The 19615-nt window shown below is 54.3% G+C and carries 14 protein-coding genes; 5 read left to right on the top strand and 9 right to left on the bottom strand.

From position 1 onward, the window contains the following. Window positions 1-3570 carry an AsmA family protein gene (locus AC0VXT_RS15300; RefSeq protein WP_475546103.1) on the bottom strand — a complete coding sequence of 1190 codons (3570 nt, stop codon included), beginning with the start codon at window positions 3568-3570 and terminating at the stop codon, window positions 1-3. A gap of 516 nt (window positions 3571-4086) precedes the next feature. On the opposite strand from AC0VXT_RS15300, the gene AC0VXT_RS15305 reads away from it, so the two are divergent. Both AC0VXT_RS15305 and AC0VXT_RS15310 read left to right on the top strand, forming a co-directional pair. Beyond that, on the top strand, window positions 4087-4923 hold the full coding sequence (locus AC0VXT_RS15305) for a DUF2189 domain-containing protein (RefSeq protein ID WP_475546104.1): 837 nt from the start codon (window positions 4087-4089) through the stop codon (window positions 4921-4923). A gap of 329 nt (window positions 4924-5252) precedes the next feature. Further along, entirely contained in the window at window positions 5253-6374 is a 1122-nt protein-coding gene (locus tag AC0VXT_RS15310) for a lipid A deacylase LpxR family protein (RefSeq protein ID WP_475546105.1), read from the top strand. 24 nt (window positions 6375-6398) lie between these two features. Here the strand turns inward: AC0VXT_RS15310 and AC0VXT_RS15315 are convergent, their stop codons facing one another. Beyond that, window positions 6399-7802 carry an FAD-linked oxidase C-terminal domain-containing protein gene (locus tag AC0VXT_RS15315; RefSeq protein ID WP_475546106.1) on the bottom strand — a complete coding sequence of 468 codons (1404 nt, stop codon included), beginning with the start codon at window positions 7800-7802 and terminating at the stop codon, window positions 6399-6401. 245 nt (window positions 7803-8047) lie between these two features. Beyond that, window positions 8048-8755 carry a TIGR00266 family protein gene (locus AC0VXT_RS15320; protein WP_475546107.1) on the bottom strand — a complete coding sequence of 236 codons (708 nt, stop codon included), beginning with the start codon at window positions 8753-8755 and terminating at the stop codon, window positions 8048-8050. A gap of 301 nt (window positions 8756-9056) precedes the next feature. Here AC0VXT_RS15320 and AC0VXT_RS15325 point away from each other — a divergent pair, with 301 nt between their 5' ends. From AC0VXT_RS15325 to AC0VXT_RS15335, 3 genes are all read left to right on the top strand, one after another. Then, window positions 9057-10058 (top strand): sensor domain-containing diguanylate cyclase, encoded by a 1002-nt coding sequence (locus AC0VXT_RS15325; RefSeq protein ID WP_475546108.1) that lies wholly within the window; start codon window positions 9057-9059, stop codon window positions 10056-10058. Between the two features lie 215 nt (window positions 10059-10273). Beyond that, entirely contained in the window at window positions 10274-10750 is a 477-nt protein-coding gene (locus AC0VXT_RS15330; RefSeq protein ID WP_475546109.1) for an N-acetyltransferase family protein, read from the top strand. Between the two features lie 193 nt (window positions 10751-10943). Then, on the top strand, window positions 10944-11681 hold the full coding sequence (locus AC0VXT_RS15335; protein WP_475546110.1) for a hypothetical protein: 738 nt from the start codon (window positions 10944-10946) through the stop codon (window positions 11679-11681). Here the strand turns inward: AC0VXT_RS15335 and AC0VXT_RS15340 are convergent. The 6 genes from AC0VXT_RS15340 to AC0VXT_RS15365 all read right to left on the bottom strand — a co-directional run bounded on the left by AC0VXT_RS15340 (window position 11666) and on the right by AC0VXT_RS15365 (window position 19607). Then, window positions 11666-12028, bottom strand: a complete 363-nt coding sequence (locus AC0VXT_RS15340) for a VOC family protein (RefSeq protein ID WP_475546111.1) — start codon at window positions 12026-12028, stop codon at window positions 11666-11668. The two genes, AC0VXT_RS15335 and AC0VXT_RS15340, sit on opposite strands and share 16 nt — an antisense overlap. A gap of 12 nt (window positions 12029-12040) precedes the next feature. After that, complete coding sequence (locus AC0VXT_RS15345; protein ID WP_475546112.1) at window positions 12041-13717, bottom strand: FMN-binding glutamate synthase family protein; 1677 nt, start codon at window positions 13715-13717, stop codon at window positions 12041-12043. A 71-nt stretch (window positions 13718-13788) separates the two neighbouring features. After that, a complete protein-coding gene (locus tag AC0VXT_RS15350) occupies window positions 13789-14151 on the bottom strand; it encodes an HVO_A0114 family putative DNA-binding protein (RefSeq protein ID WP_022732938.1) in 363 nt (120 codons plus the stop codon). Next, window positions 14148-14414: a toxin-antitoxin system TumE family protein gene (locus AC0VXT_RS15355; RefSeq protein ID WP_475546113.1), complete on the bottom strand. Its 267-nt coding sequence runs from the start codon at window positions 14412-14414 to the stop codon at window positions 14148-14150. Before AC0VXT_RS15355 ends, AC0VXT_RS15350 begins: the two co-directional genes overlap by 4 nt. 181 nt (window positions 14415-14595) lie before the next feature. Continuing rightward, window positions 14596-18240: a hydantoinase B/oxoprolinase family protein gene (locus AC0VXT_RS15360; RefSeq protein ID WP_475546114.1), complete on the bottom strand. Its 3645-nt coding sequence runs from the start codon at window positions 18238-18240 to the stop codon at window positions 14596-14598. Window positions 18241-18305: 65 nt separating this feature from the next. After that, window positions 18306-19607: a TRAP transporter large permease gene (locus AC0VXT_RS15365; protein WP_475546115.1), complete on the bottom strand. Its 1302-nt coding sequence runs from the start codon at window positions 19605-19607 to the stop codon at window positions 18306-18308. Between the last annotated feature and the right edge of the window lie 8 nt (window positions 19608-19615).

Here is a 19615-nt window from a genome sequence, read left to right on the forward strand (position 1 = left end):
TTAGCGACCGAATTGATTCAAAAGACCTTTTAGCAATCCTTTGGCCGCATCCTTACCCGAATCACCACTTGAACCCGACGAACCATCCCCGCCAAGCGCCTTGTCCAAAAGGTTATCAAGAACCTTCACCGCAACCTTGTCCATCCGTCCCGTAATCACCGGATCGTCAATTTTGCCTTTGGCATACACACTGAAAGGCGGCAGTTCTTCGATTTTTTCCGAGAAATCAAAATCCGCCTGCGTGTCCATCACCCATTTGGGCAAATCAAGGGTCGCATCCGCATCCGCCGTCCCCACGCGTGAGGTTGCCTCAACCCGTGTGGTTTTGGCCACACCGTTGGTAATGGTGATATCGGCCTCAAGCGTTTCAAGAATGTCGTTGTTGCCAATACCCTCAACCACCATGGCCTGCGGCCCCTGACGAAGCAAAGCCTGCAAGTTCAGTTTCGGATCAGCAGACCGTTTATCGGCATCGCTAAACCGCACATTATTCAGGACAAAATTGGCTGTCCCGCCAAGGGCTGACACCAGACGACGCGATGTATTGCCCGATGCGGAAACATCAAACCTGGTTTGAATACCGCCATTGATAAGGTCACTGGCAACCTGAATTGGGGCAAGTTTTTCCACCCGCGCACCATCGAGCGAACCTTTGAGGGCAAGTTTGGGAATGTCGGTGCTGCGCGCATCGAAATTACCATCAATCGCCAGATCACCATCGCCCAGCACACCGGTCAGCTTGGAAATCGTCAACAACCCGGCAACAAGATCCGCCTTCAAGTCCGGCTTCATCAGGCTGTAGGTATCAAAATCAAGCTGATCAAGGGCAATGGCGATGTCGGCATCAATCGACCGCAAGGCCGAAACATCAATCACCGTATCATCCCACGGCGTGCCATCACGGGCATCCACACGGGTGACACTTGCCGTCTGCGGCAGGTTAAATGCTGCCTTGCGCATCCCACTTCCCGCACCTGGTACTAGACCGGGCATCAAACCAGCGCGTTTCTCGGCTGGCAGGAACGGATCAACCGCAAGCTTGCCTCCAGAAAGGCTGACGGTGACTTTTGGCTGGGCCTGCGTCGCGTCAAACTTGACGTTCCCCGCCGTTTCAAATGCTCCGACGACCAGTTTCAGGTCGCCCAGATTGATGTTCTGTGCCGTTCCCTTAACCGTACTGGAAAGTGCCAGACGCCCAAGGTTCCCCGATGGGGTATAGGTCGGTGCCACAAGATCAAGTGCCCGGTTCAGACTTGATGCCTGAACACCAAGTTTGCCATCAAGACCGGGATTGGCGCCAAAGATATTGGCCAACACACCCTTAAGGCTCACCTGTGCCAGCGGATTGGACACATCAAGATCAAGTGTTGGTCCGCTCACAGGCCCGTTCAAACCAAGATTGGCCTGAATGCTTTTATAGCTGCTGGCAGGTGCCGGCAGGGTAATCCCCGTCAGTTTCGCCAGCGGCTCAAGCGTTTTGGCCGTAACGCGCACGGCCAAACCTTCAAATGCCGGAATGTCCGCAGCACCATTAAATGTCCCCTTGGCACTGGCCGCAAGACCAGCCGCATCGGCAATGGCAAAATTGTTCAATGCGATCTTGCGCCCATTGATGTTGCCATCAATAACGATCCCGCGCACCGACACACCCGATGAAATGATCTCATCGGCCGACAACCGATAATTGGCTGCCATCCCGTCAAGTGGTGCCAGGGCATCCTTGATCAGTTTGACCATATCGGCATCTGTGCCACCCGCAGTCCCTTGACCAGAAGCCCCATCAGATGATGCAGCCCCCGAACCGGAAGTCGTCCCTGATGACGCACCAGAACCTTGATCGCTGCCCGCCGCACTTGGGCTGCTCGGAAGGTATTGATCAAGATTGATGCGATCAAGCTTAAGCCCAATACCAAGGGACGGCAGTCCCGGACCACTGATGTTGGCAACCACAGCACCGCGAATGGCGGTGTCATCAATGCGCATGTCCAGATCGGAAATGTTGAGCTGCTCAGGCGTGCCTTTAATCCCGCCAGTCAGCGAGAAACGACGCAACCGATCAGCGCGCACACCATCAACATCAACACCAAGCCAACGGATCACCGCACGGATGTTTTCCGATGCGATTTCATAGCTAAGTGCCGCAGATGGTGTCGATTTTTCACCCGAAATGCTGCCAAACACGGCCAAGTCCGTTCCACCGGGCAATCCGGCAGATACCTCGTTCAAGGTGACTTTGCTGTTGGCAATCGCCGCGTTGATGCGGGCATTGTGAATGGGCGTCTGATTATAAATCAGGGTCTCGACTTCAAAATCGATGGATGCTGTCAGATCGGCCGGAATAATCGGCCCGTTTGCTGAACCGGATTTTACCGAACTTTGCGATGGAATGGACTGCGCCTCATCGGATGCTTTTCCGGCATCGGTCGATGATGAACCCGATGCGCTGTTCGCTTCTGGTGCCTTTACGCCGTCACCAACGTCGGCCAGTACCAGAATTGAATCCAGATCAAGCTGGTTAAAGCGCAACGCAACATCAGCCCGCATACGCGGTTCCTGATCAATCGCAATCGCCCCCGATCCACGGGTTTCCCCAAAACGGATCGACAAATCATTTAACGTCACCGATTTGGCATCGGCCGTGATGTGCCCGCCAAGGTCAAACGGCTTGGCCGCAACATCTGGGATGTCCGCACCCTCACCGGCAATGCGCAATGCTGCTGCGCGCAGATCATCAAACTTGCCTTCAATCTGGCCGTCAAATCCGGGGTTGTCCGATGACAGGTCAACCTTACCGCCCAGCGAAATGCCCCCATCGACCTTGTCGATACCGACCTTCAGGCTGACCGGGAAAGGACCGGTTTGGCTGATCTGTCCGACGTTAAATTCAAACGTCAGCGGAATGCCGCGATAAAACACATATCCTTCGCCGTCCATCGGACCATTCAGGCTGTCGGCCGAAACACCAATGGTCAGCCCTTCGATACGTTCCTCACTGCCCGGTGTGCGGTAAATAATCGTGGCATTTTCGACCTCAAGCCGGTCAACCTGAATGGCGCTGGAGAAATCGCTGCTTGCACCATCATCAGCGGATGTCGGTGCGGCCGGGGTGTTTTCCGTCGATGGCGTTGCAGGCTCGGGCGTGGTGATCGTCCCCGCATCCGGGCCAGAACGCTTTGCCTGTGCCGGATCAAACACAAGGTTATTGCTGCCATCTTCAAACGTTTCGATGGCAATCACCGGATCAATCAGGCTGATTTCGGTGACCTGAACATTGCCGGTCAAAAGCGGCATCATCGCAACGGAAACCCGCACTTCTGAAATCGTCACCATGTTGGCGTCCGTCGCACCGGGCGCATTGCCAAGGGCAACCTGTTCTGCCGACAAGGCAGGCGACGGGATCAACGACATCGACAAATCGCCATTGATCACAAGTTCGCGTCCTGTCGCATCACGGACAGCCTGACTGACCTGGGCCTTATAGCCATTCCAGTCGATCAGGGATGGAATGATCAGCAACGCTGCAATCAAAACGACCAACACAGCGCCGATAACGGCAAGGATTTTTTTCAAAAGTCAGGCTCCGCTTGCTCGCAAGATCGTTCTGCCGGTGGGCAGCGACCTTTTAAGGTTCGATTTCAAGTTTAGGGTCAGGCCCCAAAAGCATAGGGCTCGAATTACGTCTCGCAATAGAAAATGGCGAGAGATTGTTCACAGACCGCCCGATTGGTTTTCCGATGTTCAGATGGGTCTTATCGCCTCAATTGTCCACATCAGATGTCATCTGAATGGGTCATACGCCGCGATCAGGAATCCAGACTGATTAAAATCTGATTTTTTAACCAATCCAAACAACTTCGCAGCATACGGGAACATAACCCAATTTCACCAGAATGGCACATTACGCATTCTTTATACATGCTTTAAAATCAACTGGATGCTGGAAATCCGCCCTTAAAATGATACATTTTACACACCGCTAAATTCAATCCTGACTTTCAGGCAGATCAAAAGATCGTTTTGCGAAAAGCGACACGCCAAATGCAACGGGCCAAAACAAACAGGCCAGAAGCGACAGGGAGGACACCCATGACCGAAACAACAATCGTACAGACAAATAATACGGTCGAACCCACAATAAGCGGCATCGGCATTCGTGAAATCACCACAGATCAGTCCGGTACGTGGCTTGAAGCAGGCTGGCGTGATTTCAAACGTGCCCCTGCCATCGGGTTGGCCTATGGCGCATTCTGCGTTCTTGCAGGCTATCTTGTGGTTCTGAGCATCTTTCAAACTGGGCAGCTTCATCTGACCTTGCCCTTGGCCGCCGGTTTTATGCTCCTCGCCCCGCTTCTGGCTGTCGGACTTTATGAAACCAGTCGCCGCCTTGAAATGGGCGAAAACGTCACCCTGTGGCACAGCCTGAACGGGTTTCGCCGCAATCCGGGCCAAATTGGTGCCATCGGTATTATGTTGATGCTGTTCTTCCTCGCATGGACACGTATTGCGATGTTGCTGTTTGCTTTGTTTTATAGTGGCACGGTGCCATCGCTTGATGTGCTGGTGTGGGAAACCTTCTTTTCGCGTGACGCCATGACCTTCCTGATCACCGGAAGCATCCTTGGCGGTGTATTGGCGATCATGGTTTTTGCCGTTTCGGTCGTGTCGATACCTTTGCTGGTTGATCGTGATGTTGATGTCATCACGGCTGTTATCATCAGTGTCGCGGCATTTCGCAAAAACTGGAAAGTCCTGACCGGCTGGGCAGCAGTGATTGCCATCCTGTCAGCATGTGGCATGGTTGTGTTTTTGTTTGGCATGGCTGTCATCATGCCGCTTCTCGGCTTCTCAAGCTGGCATGCCTATCGCGGAATAATTGATACCAGCCAAACAGATGTCGCGCGTCTGCGCCGCAAAACGGCCTAAACGGCCCGAAGACATCCCCCATTGCGAACAAAGGCGCCTGCCCTGTGATCACATGATCGATCAAACGGGCGGGCGCCTGACGTTACGCCCCTCACCTCGGCATTTTTTGCCAACGATTTTCCGGCTTTTTTACTGCACGACAGCAAACACCCGATGAGCGTTCCCGCCCGATTTCGCCCCGATGGGAACAATCGCGCGTCGGGCGAGTTTATGTTAACTGTGGACAGGTGCGTTAATGATGCGACACTGCGCCATAAATTGGGCAAAATCAGAATTGAATTTGGTTTGAAATCCCAACAACAAAGCCGATTGAGCGAGTAGAACCCACCATGCCATTGTCCAGAGCCATCAAATATCCTGCGGCCCTATCGGTTTCATTGCTCAGCCTGATCGCTGCAACGCAGCATGCCAGTGCGCAGGAAAACACAGCCAGCGGACCGCAATCGACCCGAACCCCGGATGAAAAATGGGGGGTGTCGCTCTCGGTGGAAAATGACCTATTCACACCAACCAACAGTGATCAGCATTACACCAATGGTGTGCGTCTTGCCTTTATCTCGCCCGAGGATTCCGCACCGGCCGCCTTCCTCAATGTCGCCAGGAAGGTTCCGTTCTTTGCCTCGAACGGCCGCATAAGAACCAGCTATTCCTTCGGCCAGACCATGTATACACCCGACGACATCACCATTGCCGAAAACCAGCCCGATGATCGTCCATGGGCCGGTATTCTGGCCGGTACGGTCGGGCTGTTGTCCGACACCGGATTGCAAAATGACGGTGACGGTAATTATTCGCGGATTGATACGCTTGAACTGACACTGGGCGTGGTCGGGCCAGCATCGCTTGCCGACAAAACACAGAAAATCGTTCACAAAAACATCAACAGCCCCGCACCCGAAGGCTGGGACAATCAGATCGAAAACGAACCGCTGCTGAACCTGACCTATGAACGCAAATACCGCAGCTGGTTTGAAGCAGACGTTGCCGGGATCGAGTTTGACGCCACCCCGCACGGGGCTTTGTCGCTTGGCAATGCCTTTACCAATGCCGAGGTCGGCACGATGTTTCGCATGGGGTTTGACCTGCCTGCCGATTATGGTCCGCCGCGCATTCGCCCCAGCCTGCCCGGATCGGATTTCTTCGTCCCCGATACCGAGGGCTTCCCACTAAGTGGCTATCTGTTTGCCGGGGTCGCCGGGCGCTATGTCGCACGCGATATCACGCTTGATGGCAATACGTTCCAGGACAGTAATTCTGTCGAACAAGGAACCGCTGGTCGGCGATTTGCAAATCGGCTTTGCCGTGATCATGGGTCAGGCGCGTCTGACCTATACCCATGTGTATCGCACCGCCGAATATACCGCCCAAGACGGTGCCGATCAGTTCGGATCACTTTCCCTGTCTTTCCGGTTCTAAAGAAAAAACGGAGCACGAAGGCTCCGTTTTTATGAACTTTCACCAATCGTCTGATGATATCAAAGACTCGGAATAAGCTTGCCGGGGTTCATCAGACCTTTGGGATCAATCGCGTTTTTAAGCGCACGCATCAGCGCAATCGTATCCGCCCCGTGCTCGGCTTCCATGAAATCAAGCTTGCCATAGCCAATGCCATGTTCCCCGGTACAGGTCCCGCCCAGTTTAAGCGCACGTTCAACCATCCGGTCATGAAGGCGCTTTGCCTCGGCCATCTGCTCAGGATCATTGGGATCAAGCAGGATCAGGGTATGGAAATTACCGTCCCCGACATGACCAACAATCGTGCAGGTCAACGGGCTGGCATCACAATCGGCACGGGTTTCGGAAATCGCTTCGGCCAGTTTTGAAATCGGCACACAAACATCGGTCGGCATGCCGGCCTTGCCCGGCTCAAGCTGAAGCGACGCGTAATAAGCCTTGTGGCGTGCCGCCCACAGTTTATTGCGGTCTTCCTGACGGGTCGCCCACTGGAATTCCTCGGCCCCGAATTCTTCGGCAACCGATTGCACAAACTCCGCCTGTTCCTTCACCCCGGCATCCGTGCCATGGAATTCAAAGAACAAGGTGGGCGCTTCTTTATGATCGGTTTTGGAATATTTGTTGATCGCCCGGATTTGCATTTCATCAAGAAACTCAATGCGTGCCACCGGAATACCGGCCTGAATGGTCAGGATCGTGGTATCAACCGCGGCCGCAACCGACGGAAAGACACACACCGCCGCCGACATCGCCTCGGGGATGCCATACAGCTTCAAGGCGATTTCCGTAATCACGCCAAGCGTTCCTTCGGACCCGACAAACAACCGCGTCAGGTCATACCCCGCCGATGATTTACGCGCCCGATTGGCGGTCTTGATGATTTTCCCATCCGGTGTCACCACCGTCAGGTTCAACACATTCTCGCGCATGGTGCCATAGCGCACCGCATTCGTACCCGATGCACGGGTCGCCGTCATGCCGCCAATCGATGCATTCGCCCCCGGATCAATCGGAAAGAACAACCCGGTATCGCGCAAATGCTCATTAAGCTGCTCACGGGTAACACCCGCCTGAACCCGGCAATCAAGGTCCTCGTTATTGACCTCCAAAATCGCATCCATCCGCGACAGATCAATACAAATCCCACCGCGAAGGGCGGCAACATGGCCTTCAAGCGACGATCCAACGCCAAACGGCACAATCGGAACCTCATGCGCGGCACAAAGCTTGACCACCTCGGCAACTTCCTCGGTCGTGGTGGCAAAAACCACTGCATCGGGTGGCGATGCCGCGTGCCAGCTTTCATCCTTGCCATGCTGCTCAAGCACAGCCGCCGCTGTCGAAAGCCGATCTCCAAGCATCTCGCGCAAGGTGCTGATCAGGCTTTCCGGGGTTTCAATGCGTTCATATTGACGATCCGACATGACGTTCCTCGTATTTTCGGGGCTTTGCCCCCTTGGTCCGGGTGGCAATCAGGTTTACCTGAACGCACAATGGCCCATTTGAATGTGGGGATGGACCATCGATCTGCTCGGGCGACCTTAAATGATTTCGCCCACCCTACGCCGAGATGGTCGAAATTGGTATTACCTTTTACCCGGAAAATGCAAAAAAGCCGCCCACCACATGGTGAGCAGCCTGATCCATTGTCCATCTCAGCACGCGGGAATTACCCCTTATTGCGATCTTGGGGCAAGGCTGCGGCAATCCGGTCCGCCAGCCGCGCAAATGGCAAGCTTTGCAACCAGACCGTCCCCGGCCCTTCAAGGGTCGTGACAAAAAGCCCCTCGCCGCCAAACAGCGCATTGGTAAAGCCGCCAATAAACTTGATCGAATAATCTACCGACGGGGTCAGTGCCACCAGCGCGCCGGTATCAACGCGCAACGTCTGTCCCGGTTGCAGTTCCTTTTTAATGATCGTGCCCCCGGCATGCACAAACGCCAACCCATCGCCGGTCAGCCGTTGCAGGATAAATCCTTCGCCGCCAAACAACCCGGCCCCGATTTTCTTGGAAAAGGCGATATCAATATCAATCCCCGCCGCCGCACAGAGAAACGCGTCTTTCTGACAAATGATTTCCCCGCCATAGGCCATAAGGTCAAGCGGCACCACCTTGCCCGGATAGGGTGCGGCAAAGGCAACATGCCCCTTGTTCTGACCTTCATGCACAAAACTGGTGATAAAGAACCCCTCACCGGTCAGCATGCGCTTAAAGCCGGAAAAGATGCCGCCGCCCGTGCCGGTCTGCATGGCAATGCCATCAGACATATACATCATCGCCCCGGCTTCGGCCCGAACCCCCTCGCCCGGATCAAGTTCGATCTCGACCAACTGCATTTCTTCACCATGGATCGTGTAATCGATCACGTCTGCCATCGGGGCGTCTCCTGTTTTATCTTTAATCGATCTTGGTTCGGCCAATTGGAAAGTCCGATCAAGTTTGAAACCTGTCTCCTGCAATCGCAAGTAAAAGGGGCAACAATCTGACCGACAAACCGAAAATACAGATTATTGAACCGCCCACGACGACAAAAAACACATCCCACAGCCCCTAAATCATGGAAAAGAAAGCTTGTTCTTAACCTTCATCAGACAAATATGAAGATAGCGGGGGCACCACATGTCAGTTAAGGCCATTGATGCTCCATGATCACGCCAAGAAGTGAAAGCAGTCTCGATGGTGACCCTGAAAACACAGGACTGGCTGGCAAATGATGAAGCCATGCTGTCTTCAATGGACAAATGGCAACGTGCTATTGACCTGATGACGGGGCTTTTGGGGGCCACGGCGGGCTATGTTGTCGAATACAATGACAAACTTGGCTTTCGCGCCGCCTTGACCAGCCAGAATGACGCAAATCCCAACCGCAAACTATCGGGCAAGTGCGAACCCGCCAGCAGCAACATTTACTGCCGCCGCGTCGCACAAACCAAGGCATCGTTTTATGAACCCGATGCCACAGGCAAGCCCGAGTGGGCTGACAACCCCGAACTGACCGAAGATGGGTATGTATCCTATTACGGGGTGCCGCTGTTTTGGCCCAATGGCGTGGTGTTTGGCACCTTGTGCGTATTTGACACCAAACCCACCGGATATGACAAACGCCAGCTTGAACTTCTTGAATGTTTCCGCGACCTGATCGAGGCCGATTTGCGCCTGTATGAGCAATATCAGATCATGCGCAATATTTCGATGTCAGACCCGCTAACCGGCCTGAACAACCGCGCCGGGTTCGAAATGCTGGCCCATCAGAAAATCCGCATCGCCAAACGCTATCACCATAACATCGGAATCATTTTCATTGATCTTGATGACATGAAACACTGGAACGATGATTACGGCCATGCCGCCGGCGATGCAGCCCTGCGTGCGGTTGGCAAGGCCATCACCGAAAGCATCCGCGAAGTCGATATTTGTGGCCGCATGGGCGGCGATGAGTTTGCCGTTCTGGGCTATGTGCGCAATCGCGGTGATTTGACAACGATCATCGCCCGCGTGCGCAATGCGCTTGCCAATGCCAAACTATCGGTCCCCAAGGCAAAAACACCGATCCGCGAAACCCCGGAAATCAGTTCGGGTGCATCGGTGTTTTTTGATCCGGTCAATCAAAGTCTTGAGGACATGATTGCGGTCACCGATCTTGAAATGTACCGCGATAAAAAACGCCGTCGCAAATAGCCATCACCCCATCGGCCTCAAAAACAGATCACAGTCCCGACAGGCCGCAGTCCCCAAACAACGCAAAAATCTGATGTTCAGAAGTCTGGACATTAACCACATGGTATGAAATTCAGTCCATACTGAACGCCGGGTCATTAAGGTCAGGACATACAAATTCAATGTATTCTGACCCTCGCCCCAACCAAAATAACGAGCACGAGCTTTTATAAAAAATGCAGATCCGCAAAGGCACTGCCGACGATCTTTCTCTCATCCGCGACCTGACAAAGCGCGCAACAGATTCAACCTATTTCATCGAAGGCATGGGGGATGCTGCGGCCAAAACGGTTGCCGCCTATGTCGCCAAATCGACCGATGTTTTCCAATACGCGCTTGGCAGCGAAAACCACTCTGTCTATGTCGCCACCGCGGACGAGCATCTGCTTGGCTACGTGATCGCCATTCACGAAACCCCGGAAATCGACTGGATCATGGTTGATCCGGCGTCCCACGGCAGCGGCGCGGGCAAGGCATTGATGATCGCCGCCCTTGATGCGCTGGCCGAACAAGGCGCGCGCAGCAATGTGCGCCTGACCGTGGTCGCGCATAACGAACGCGCCAAGGCGTTCTATCGCAAGTTCGGCTTCCTCGTGACCGGCCCGGTCCCCGACCGCGACATTCCAACCGTGGAAATGCAGCGCGCGGCATAAGTCATTCACTTCGCTGCGCTGCGCTCCGTACCCCATCCCCAGTAAACACCTTAAAACAATCTAAGCGGCAATATCTCTACGCGAATCACAAGAGCCAATCATTCATTAGTTAGCTCTTGTTTACTCGGCATGCATGGCATTCAATGAAATTAGCAACTACAAGAGTATGTATGTAAATTGGAGTATCATCAGAATGACAGAAGACCTTATCTTTCATACTAATAATGCTCCCATATGGTGGGATTTAGTGCCGTCAGCAATCGGTGCAATACTAGGCGCTGCATGCGCAGCAGTTCCAGCTTATTTTCTTTCTAGAATGGCATCAAAAGAAACATTGAAGAGAGATGCTGAAGCTCGTCTCGAACATAAAAAATCTGTCGCATTCGGCGCAATGATGCGCCTTTTTTCAATCACAAATGGCTTAGCATCACTTAAAAAACATTTAGATACCTGCATGGATATAGTACCACCCGGCACTGAACATGTCTCGCTATGGCTCTATATTACACCATTAACAGGGTTTATCGAAGAAGACCTAATATTCGAACCTGCCGAGTTATCAATTTTCATTGAAGACAGCAACGCAGATTTCTCGAATGAACTATGGGAGATTTCTCATCGATACATCGCGCTAGACCAATCTTTCCAGAAGTATTGCGATATGAGAGAAGAGTTTTCCAAAAGAGTTTCGGTCAACGGGTTTGATGGGAGCTTTATGATATCGGCTCTTAGTCAAGAACAAGTCCGCCAGTTGACACCTCTGATGATTGCTATGGACACTCTTGTAAGAAACATCATCTCAAATGCTAGAGAGGATAGTGAAAAAGCAATGGAACTATGCAGCACATTTGGAAAACATGTGAACTCGTCTCTTAATATCGTCGATTTCCCATCAATCAAACTAAAGGAAAGCTTTCAAGCTGGCACCTGATGCGCCAAAACATTAACCAGCTTGCCAAACGGGTCGCGGACATAAAACCGCCGGACACCCCACGGCTCATCGGTCGGGCCATATTCGATTTCGATACCGGCAGCCGTCATCCGATCCAGTGTTTCTTTAAGGTCATCGACCTCAATCGACATATCGGGCACCGCTGTGCCCGACCCGCCTTCGGTGGCGAAATTGACCTGTGTGGTCATGGTTTCGCCCGCCGCGGCAAACGTCCTGATCCAGCCGTGATCCATCACGGTCGCAAGACCAAGGATGTCCTCGTAAAATGCCTTGGCCTTGGCGATATCCGTCACCGCGAAGTTTGACACAATGCGTTTTACAGCCATTAGGCGTCCTCCTTATTGAGCCGCTTTTTCACCGGCGATTGCCTTGGCCCTTTTATAGGGCCCAAACGGGATTTCCTTGGGCGCAAAGGTTTCTGCCGATGCCCGGTCCCAGCGCGAATGCCAGTCATGGAGTTCCTCGATTTCCGTATCGGCAACAAGGAACCCTTCGGGCAGATACGGATAGGCTTCATTGCCATCAACAAACTCATTGTCCTTTTGCCGGACCATGAAGTGATAGGGCATGAAGTTGCGCGGATCATGAAGCCCCGCCGCCCCGGTAATTTCGGCCAAGGCATGCATGGTGTTTTTATGGAACCGCGCCACACGTTCGCTTTTATCGCCCGGATCAAGCGCACGCTGGCGGATTTTATCCTGCGTTGCAATCCCCACCGGGCAGCAGTTGGTATGACATGACTGGGCCTGAATACAGCCCAGCGCAAACATGAAACCGCGCGCCGCATTACACCAGTCCGCCCCAAGGGCAAGGGTACGCGCAATGTCAAAGGCCGACACGATCTTGCCCGCCGCCCCCACTTTCACCTGTTCACGAAGCCCCGCCCCGCGCAGCGCATTATGCACAAAGGTAAGCCCCTCATGCATCGGCATGCCGACGTGATTGACAAACTCGACCGGGGCCGCGCCGGTGCCGCCTTCCTTGCCATCAACCACGATGAAATCAGGCACGATGCCGGTTTCCAACATCGCCTTTAAGATGCTCATGAACTCACGACGATGCCCGATACACAGCTTGAACCCGACCGGCTTGCCACCCGAAAGGTCGCGCAACCGGCCGATGAATTCCATCAGGCCAATAGGGGTCGAAAATGTGCTGTGCGCGGCGGGTGAAATGCAATCAATCCCCATGGGAATGCCGCGCGCGTCGGAAATTTCCTTGGTAATCTTGGCCGCTGGCAACATGCCCCCGTGCCCGGGCTTCGCCCCTTGGCTGAGTTTCACCTCGATCATTTTGACCTGTGGGTCAGCCGCCGTTTCGGCAAATTTTTCCTCGGAAAAACTGCCATCATCATTACGGCATCCGAAATACCCCGATGCCACCTGATAGATCAGATCACCACCGCCTTCGCGGTGATAGCGTGAAACGCTGCCTTCCCCGGTATCATGCGCAAAGCCGCCCTTCTTGGCACCCTTGTTCAGTGCCAAAATCGCATTGCCTGACAGGGAGCCGAAACTCATCGCCGAGATGTTATAAATACTGGCCTGATAGGGTTGCTTGCAATTGGGCCCGCCGATGCGGACGCGAAAATCGCTGTCGGGAATGGTGGCCGGGGCAACCGAATGGGTCAGCCAGGCATAGCCCGATTTATAAACATCCTCGATGGTGCCAAACGGGCGTTTATCCTCGGCCCCCTTGGCACGCTGATAAACAAGCCCGCGCGACTGACGGCTGAACGGGATTTGATCCTGATCGCTTTCAAGCAGGTACTGGCGAATTTCCGGGCGGAAACTTTCAAGGATAAAGCGGATATGCGCGCTTATGGGATAGTTGCGCAGGATAGAATGCTTGTTCTGGCGCAAGTCATGAAACCCGACCAGCAACAGGGCGCCAAAGATAACGGCAGGCACCCAGAACCAACTGTTGACCACGCCAGCACAGATCACAAAGACGGCTGTCAAAAGCGCAACACTGGCGATCACGAAATAGCGCTGGTTCAATATGAAAAATTTCACGGTGCTCTCATCCTGTCAAATTGGTGCGATATGGCGTGATCGCAGCGGGCCCGATTTCCAGATTTTCAGATTTACGCTGCCGTCGTCAGCGTAAAATCGACATGCACGGCATCAAAAGGAAACGTTATCTGGCCATTTTCCTCCCGGTCAAGAACGCCAGCGTTCAGCAAGGCATGAACATCCCCATGAACCGTTTTGACATCCCGACCAACCCGCCTGGCAGCTTCACGCATGCTCATCGCCCCCTGTCCGGTCATGACTTTGAGCAAGTCCCATCGTTTGGGCGTCATGGTTTGCCACAGCAACTCAACCGATGCGAACGAGATATGCGCCCCCTGCGCCGTGCCGTCAAACGCAGCAAGCGCACGCTTGGTCACATCATCGCGCGACGCAACCGAAAGAGTTACCGTATTGGAAGTGTTATCGGTGGTCATATCCGCCTCCATCCATCGACATCGGCCCAGAAATCACGCAGCAATTGCGCCGGTGTCGAAAAGTCATAGGATATTTCAACATCGCCAATATGCCTGTGGTCACCCTTGCCAGCTTCGTTGTCATAGCGAAGGACACATTCCCCGGCGACGACATAAGCCAGCGCATATTTGAACATATGCGCAGAACCACGCACCGATTGCGGCACCCGCCAAATGCGCATTTCAACAAAAGCATCTGGCGCAAGCTGATGTCGCTCACGCATAAGCAAATTTGCTTTCATGTTGGTATTTATACCAACACAAACGAAGTGTTGTCAATTTCACCAACAATGACACTGCCATGACATCCATGACATCAGACACAAAAAAAGGCCGCCGGTTTCCCGGCGACCCATGTTTTGGTGGGCTCTATTCCCAACTGATCTTAAGTGACGGGTGCTACGATCAAGCCTTGCCGTATCCACCACCGCCGGGCGTTTCGATGATAAAGACATCACCGGGATGCATTTGCGCCCCGTCGGTGCCTTTAAGCTCCTCAACCGTGCCATCAACACGTTCAATCGCGTTGCGCCCCAGTTTGCCGGGCTCGCCGCCTGCGACCGCCTGATTGGGGACGCGACGGTGGTTTGACAGGATCGATGCGGTCATGTCTTCAAGGAACCGCACGCGGCGCGTCGTGCCGTTGCCGCCCTTGAACTCACCATTCCCACCGGAATTTTGCCGGATTTCAAAGCTTTCCAGCATCACCGGGAAACGCCATTCAAGTACTTCTGGATCTGTCAGGCGCGAGTTGGTCATGTGGGTGTGAACCCCACTGGTGCCATCAAAACCGGGACCAGCACCCGAACCACCACAGATGGTTTCATAATACTGATGGGTATCATTGCCCCAGGTGAAGTTGTTCATGGTCCCTTGCGCACCCGACATCACGCCAAGGGCGGCATAGAGCGTATCAGTCACATGCTGGGACGTTTCCACGTTCCCGGCAACCACCGCAGCCGGATAAACCGGGTTCAGCATCGATCCTTCGGGCACGATCAGATCGACCGGTTTCAGACACCCGGCATTAAGCGGAATGTCATCATCAACCAATGTCCGGAAGACATAAAGGACCGCTGCCCGGGTCACCGCCGACGGTGCATTGAAGTTGTTATCAAGCTGATCGGATGTGCCGGTGAAATCAACCGTGGCGGATCGGGTTTCCTTATGGATGGTGACCTTGGCCTTTACGACCGCGCCATTATCCATTTCATAGGAAAATTCACCGCCCTGAAGGTGATCAATCACGCGCCGTACGCTTTCTTCGGCGTTGTCCTGCACATGGCCCATATAGGCATGCACAACTTCAAGGCCAAAGTGATCAACCATCTTGCGCAGTTCCTGCACGCCCTTTTCATTGGCCGCAATCTGTGCGCGCAAATCGGCAATGTTTTGATAGGGGTTACGTGCCGGGTATTTCGCACCCTCAAGCAAGCCCGTCAGACCCGGTTCATCAAACTTGCCCTGATCAACCAGTTTGAAGTTGTCAATCAAGACACCTTCTTCTTCAAGAATGCGCGAATTTGGCGCCATCGAGCCCGGCGTGATCCCGCCAACATCGGCATGGTGCCCACGTGACGCGACATAGAACAGGATATCCTTGCCATCATCGCCAAACACCGGGGTGATCAGGGTAATGTCGGGCAAATGCGTGCCGCCGTTATACGGATCATTGAGCATATAAACATCGCCAGCTTTCATGCTGCCGACATTGTTGCGCATGACCGCCTGAACAGATTCCCCCATCGATCCCAGATGGACCGGCATATGCGGCGCATTGGCAATCAAAAGGCCTTCCTGATCAAACAGCGCACAGGAGAAATCAAGACGTTCCTTGATGTTGACCGAGTAGGACGTGTTGGCAAGGGTCACGCCCATCTGCTCGGCAATGTTCATAAACAGATTGTTGAAGACTTCCAGCATCACCGGATCGGCCTGTGTGCCAATCGCCTCGGATCGTTTCATCGCCACAACACGGGTCAAAACCAGATGATCGCGCGCATTGACCTTGGCTTCCCAGCCCGGATCAATCACGGTGGTGCCAACCGGCTCGACAATCACGGCGGGGCCACGCACGGTCGCCCCCGGTTTCATGTCTTCGCGTTTATAGAACGGCGTGTCTTCCGATGTGCCATCAAACACCACCGCACGGGTCGCCAACGCATCGGGGGCAACTCCATCGGTGGTATCGGATTTGGCTTCGGCGTCTGGAAGGCTCTGGGTTTCGCCAACTGCCTCAACCGCAACCGCCTCAACCACCAGCGGCTTTTCACTCATGACAAAGCCGTAACGCTGTTTGTGCTGTTCTTCGAACTGGCCCTTGATCGCATCAACATCGCCAAAATCAACGATAAGCGGCGTATCCGTGCCGTCATAACGCAGATGCAACCGTTTGAGCATCTTGATCTTGGCATCCGTAATGCCCTGTTCGTGCAATTCACCGCGTGCGTCGGCGGCCAACACATCAAGCTGCTGATCAAGACCGGCCAGTGCGCCACTTTCAAGCTTGGCCTCAACCGCCTGTTCGCGCATCGCCCGAATATCGGCAAGCCCCATGCCATAGGCTGACAAAACACCGGCAAACGGATGGACAAACACCTTGGTCATGCCCAGTGTATCAGCCACCTGACAGGCATGCTGCCCACCGGCCCCGCCAAAGCACTGCAGGATGTAATCCGTTACGTCATAGCCGCGCTGCACCGAAATTTGCTTGATCGCATTGGCCATGTTTTCCACCGCAATGCGCAAGAAACCCTCGGCGACGTCTTCAGGGGTGCGAACCTGTCCGGTGCTGTCCTTGATCTTGGCGGCCATGGCCTCAAACCCGGCGCGCACGGCATCAGCGTCAAGCGGCTCATTGCCCTCGGGGCCAAACACATTGGGGAAGAATTCCGGCTGAACCTTGCCCAGCATGACATTGATGTCGGTCACCGCAAGTGGCCCACCCCGGCGATAGGCCGCCGGACCGGGGTTTGCCCCGGCACTGTCGGGACCCACGCGGAAACGCGCGCCATCAAAATGCAGGATCGACCCGCCACCGGCGGCAACCGTATGGATTTTCATCATCGGCGCGCGCATGCGCACACCGGCAACCTGCGTTTCGAAATCACGTTCATATTCGCCGTCATAGTGCGAAACATCGGTGGACGTGCCGCCCATGTCAAACCCGATGACCTGCTTGAAACCATCCATTTCGGCCGTGCGGACCATGCCGACAACACCGCCCGCTGGGCCGGACAAAATGGCGTCCTTGCCCTGAAACTTCGCGGCATCCGTCAGCCCGCCATTCGACTGCATGAACATCAGTTTCACACCGCCAAGCTCGCTGGCGACCTGATCAACATAGCGGCGCAGGATCGGCGACAGATACGCATCAACAACCGTGGTATCGCCGCGTGACACCAGTTTCATCAACGGGCTGACCTGATGGCTGACCGATACCTGGGTAAATCCGATATCGCGCGCAATCTCGGCCGCCGCATTTTCATGCGCAGTATAACGGTACCCATGCATGAACACGATGGCACAGGCGCGAATGCCATCATCGTAAACAGCCTGCAACTCGGTACGCAGGGCGTCACGATCAAGTGCGGTAAGTTCTTCGCCCTGCGCGTCAAAGCGGCCATCGGCCTCAATCACGCTTTCATAGAGCATTTCCGGCAGTTTAATGTTGCGATCAAACAAACGCGGGCGGTTCTGATAGGCCAGACGCAATAAATCGCGGAACCCCTTGGTCGTCACAAGCGCGGTGCGATCCCCTTTGCGTTCCAGAAGCGCATTGGTGGCAACAGTGGTGCCCATTTTAACCGCTTCGATTTTCTCGCCCGGGATTTTTTCACCGGCCGGAACATCAAGCAATTCACGAATGCCCTGAATGGCGGCATCGGCATAGCGTTCCGGGTTTTCCGACAGCAGTTTGTGCGTAACAAGCGACCCGTCCGGTTTGCGGGCAACGATATCGGTAAAGGTACCGCCGCGATCAATCCAGAACTGCCATTTTGGCTGTCCGGTGGTCTGCGAAGCGGGGGCGTTTTGGGCGTGAGAAGCCATGATGCTGTCTCCTTGGGCATCTGTAGTCAAAAAATTCGATACGAAAGATCAGATATTCAAACCGGTCAGCCGTTCATTTGCTGTGGCAACCAGGTGGCGATTTCCGGGAAAACGGTAATCAGCACCACGGCAAACAACAGCAGGAAGAAAAACGGCAAAGCAGCCAGCGCAATGGCAAACAGGTTCTTGCCTGTCAGCCCCTGCAAAACAAAAAGGTTGAAACCAACCGGCGGGGTGATCTGCGACATTTCAACCACCAGCACCACATAGATGCCAAACCACAAAAGATCGATCCCTGCGGCCTGCACCATCGGCAGGATCACCGACGTGGTCAAAACCACCACCGAAATCCCGTCAAGGAAGCACCCCAGCACGATAAAGAACACGGTCAGTGCGGCCAGCAACGCATAAGGCGACAGATCCATCTGCGCGATCCATGCCGCAAGCTCACGCGGAATACCGGTAAAGCCCATCGCCACGGTCAAAACCGCCGCCCCGGCAAGGATAAAGCAGATCATGCACGATGTGCGCGTGGCCCCCATAATCCCGTCCATCAGGCTTTCGCGGGTCAAGGATCCGCTGATCCCCGAAAGGATCAAGGCCCCGACAACACCAAATGCCGCCGCCTCGGTCGGGGTCGCAATCCCCCCGTAGATCGAGCCAATCACCGCCGCAATCAGCGTAATCACCGGGATCAACCGACCCGACGCGCGGATTTTATCGGCAAACGGCATGGCCGGTGCCGCAGGCGGCATCTTGTCCTTATTGACTGTCGCCCAAATGCCGACAAAGCTCATAAACAAGATGATCAGCATCGCACCGGGCAAAACACCGGCAATGAACAGACGCGCAATCGACAGTTCCGCCGACACGCCATAGACAATCAGAATGATCGATGGCGGGATCAAAAGCCCCAGCGTCCCCGACCCGGCAAGCGTGCCAAGGATCAGTTTGTCGGGATACCCCTGTTTGCGCAATTCCGGGATCGACATGCGGCCAATGGTCGCCGCCGTCGCCGCCGATGAACCCGATACAGCGGCAAAGATGCCACAGCCCAGCACATTCACATGCAACAAACGACCGGGCAGTTTATTGAGCCACGGGGCAAGGCCGGTAAACATGTCCTCGGACAAGCGCGACCGAAACAGGATTTCACCCATCCAGATAAACAGTGGCAATGGAGCCAGCGACCAAGTCGCAAGACTGGACCACGCGGTTGTCGCGATGATCGGGCCGGTTTGCGCACTGGTAAAGAAGTCCAGCGCAAACACACCAATCGCAAACAGCGACAACGCCACCCAAAGCCCGGCCCCCAGAAACAGGAACAACAGCCCCATCAGGATCAGGCCAATTTGAAGTACATCCATGACCGTAC

Source organism: Thalassospira sp. Z349TD_5 (assembly GCF_056173045.1).

Coding starts and splice junctions, on each gene's coding strand:
- AC0VXT_RS15350 (WP_022732938.1), bottom strand. CDS start 14,151: ATGACCACCGATAACACTTCCAATACGGTAACTCTTTCGGTTGCGTCG.
- AC0VXT_RS15315 (WP_475546106.1), bottom strand. CDS start 7,802: ATGTCGGATCGTCAATATGAACGCATTGAAACCCCGGAAAGCCTGATC.
- AC0VXT_RS15310 (WP_475546105.1), top strand. CDS start 5,253: ATGCCATTGTCCAGAGCCATCAAATATCCTGCGGCCCTATCGGTTTCA.
- AC0VXT_RS15340 (WP_475546111.1), bottom strand. CDS start 12,028: ATGGCTGTAAAACGCATTGTGTCAAACTTCGCGGTGACGGATATCGCC.
- AC0VXT_RS15360 (WP_475546114.1), bottom strand. CDS start 18,240: ATGGCTTCTCACGCCCAAAACGCCCCCGCTTCGCAGACCACCGGACAG.
- AC0VXT_RS15330 (WP_475546109.1), top strand. CDS start 10,274: ATGCAGATCCGCAAAGGCACTGCCGACGATCTTTCTCTCATCCGCGAC.
- AC0VXT_RS15325 (WP_475546108.1), top strand. CDS start 9,057: ATGGTGACCCTGAAAACACAGGACTGGCTGGCAAATGATGAAGCCATG.
- AC0VXT_RS15320 (WP_475546107.1), bottom strand. CDS start 8,755: ATGGCAGACGTGATCGATTACACGATCCATGGTGAAGAAATGCAGTTG.
- AC0VXT_RS15305 (WP_475546104.1), top strand. CDS start 4,087: ATGACCGAAACAACAATCGTACAGACAAATAATACGGTCGAACCCACA.
- AC0VXT_RS15335 (WP_475546110.1), top strand. CDS start 10,944: ATGACAGAAGACCTTATCTTTCATACTAATAATGCTCCCATATGGTGG.
- AC0VXT_RS15355 (WP_475546113.1), bottom strand. CDS start 14,414: ATGCGTGAGCGACATCAGCTTGCGCCAGATGCTTTTGTTGAAATGCGC.
- AC0VXT_RS15365 (WP_475546115.1), bottom strand. CDS start 19,607: ATGGATGTACTTCAAATTGGCCTGATCCTGATGGGGCTGTTGTTCCTG.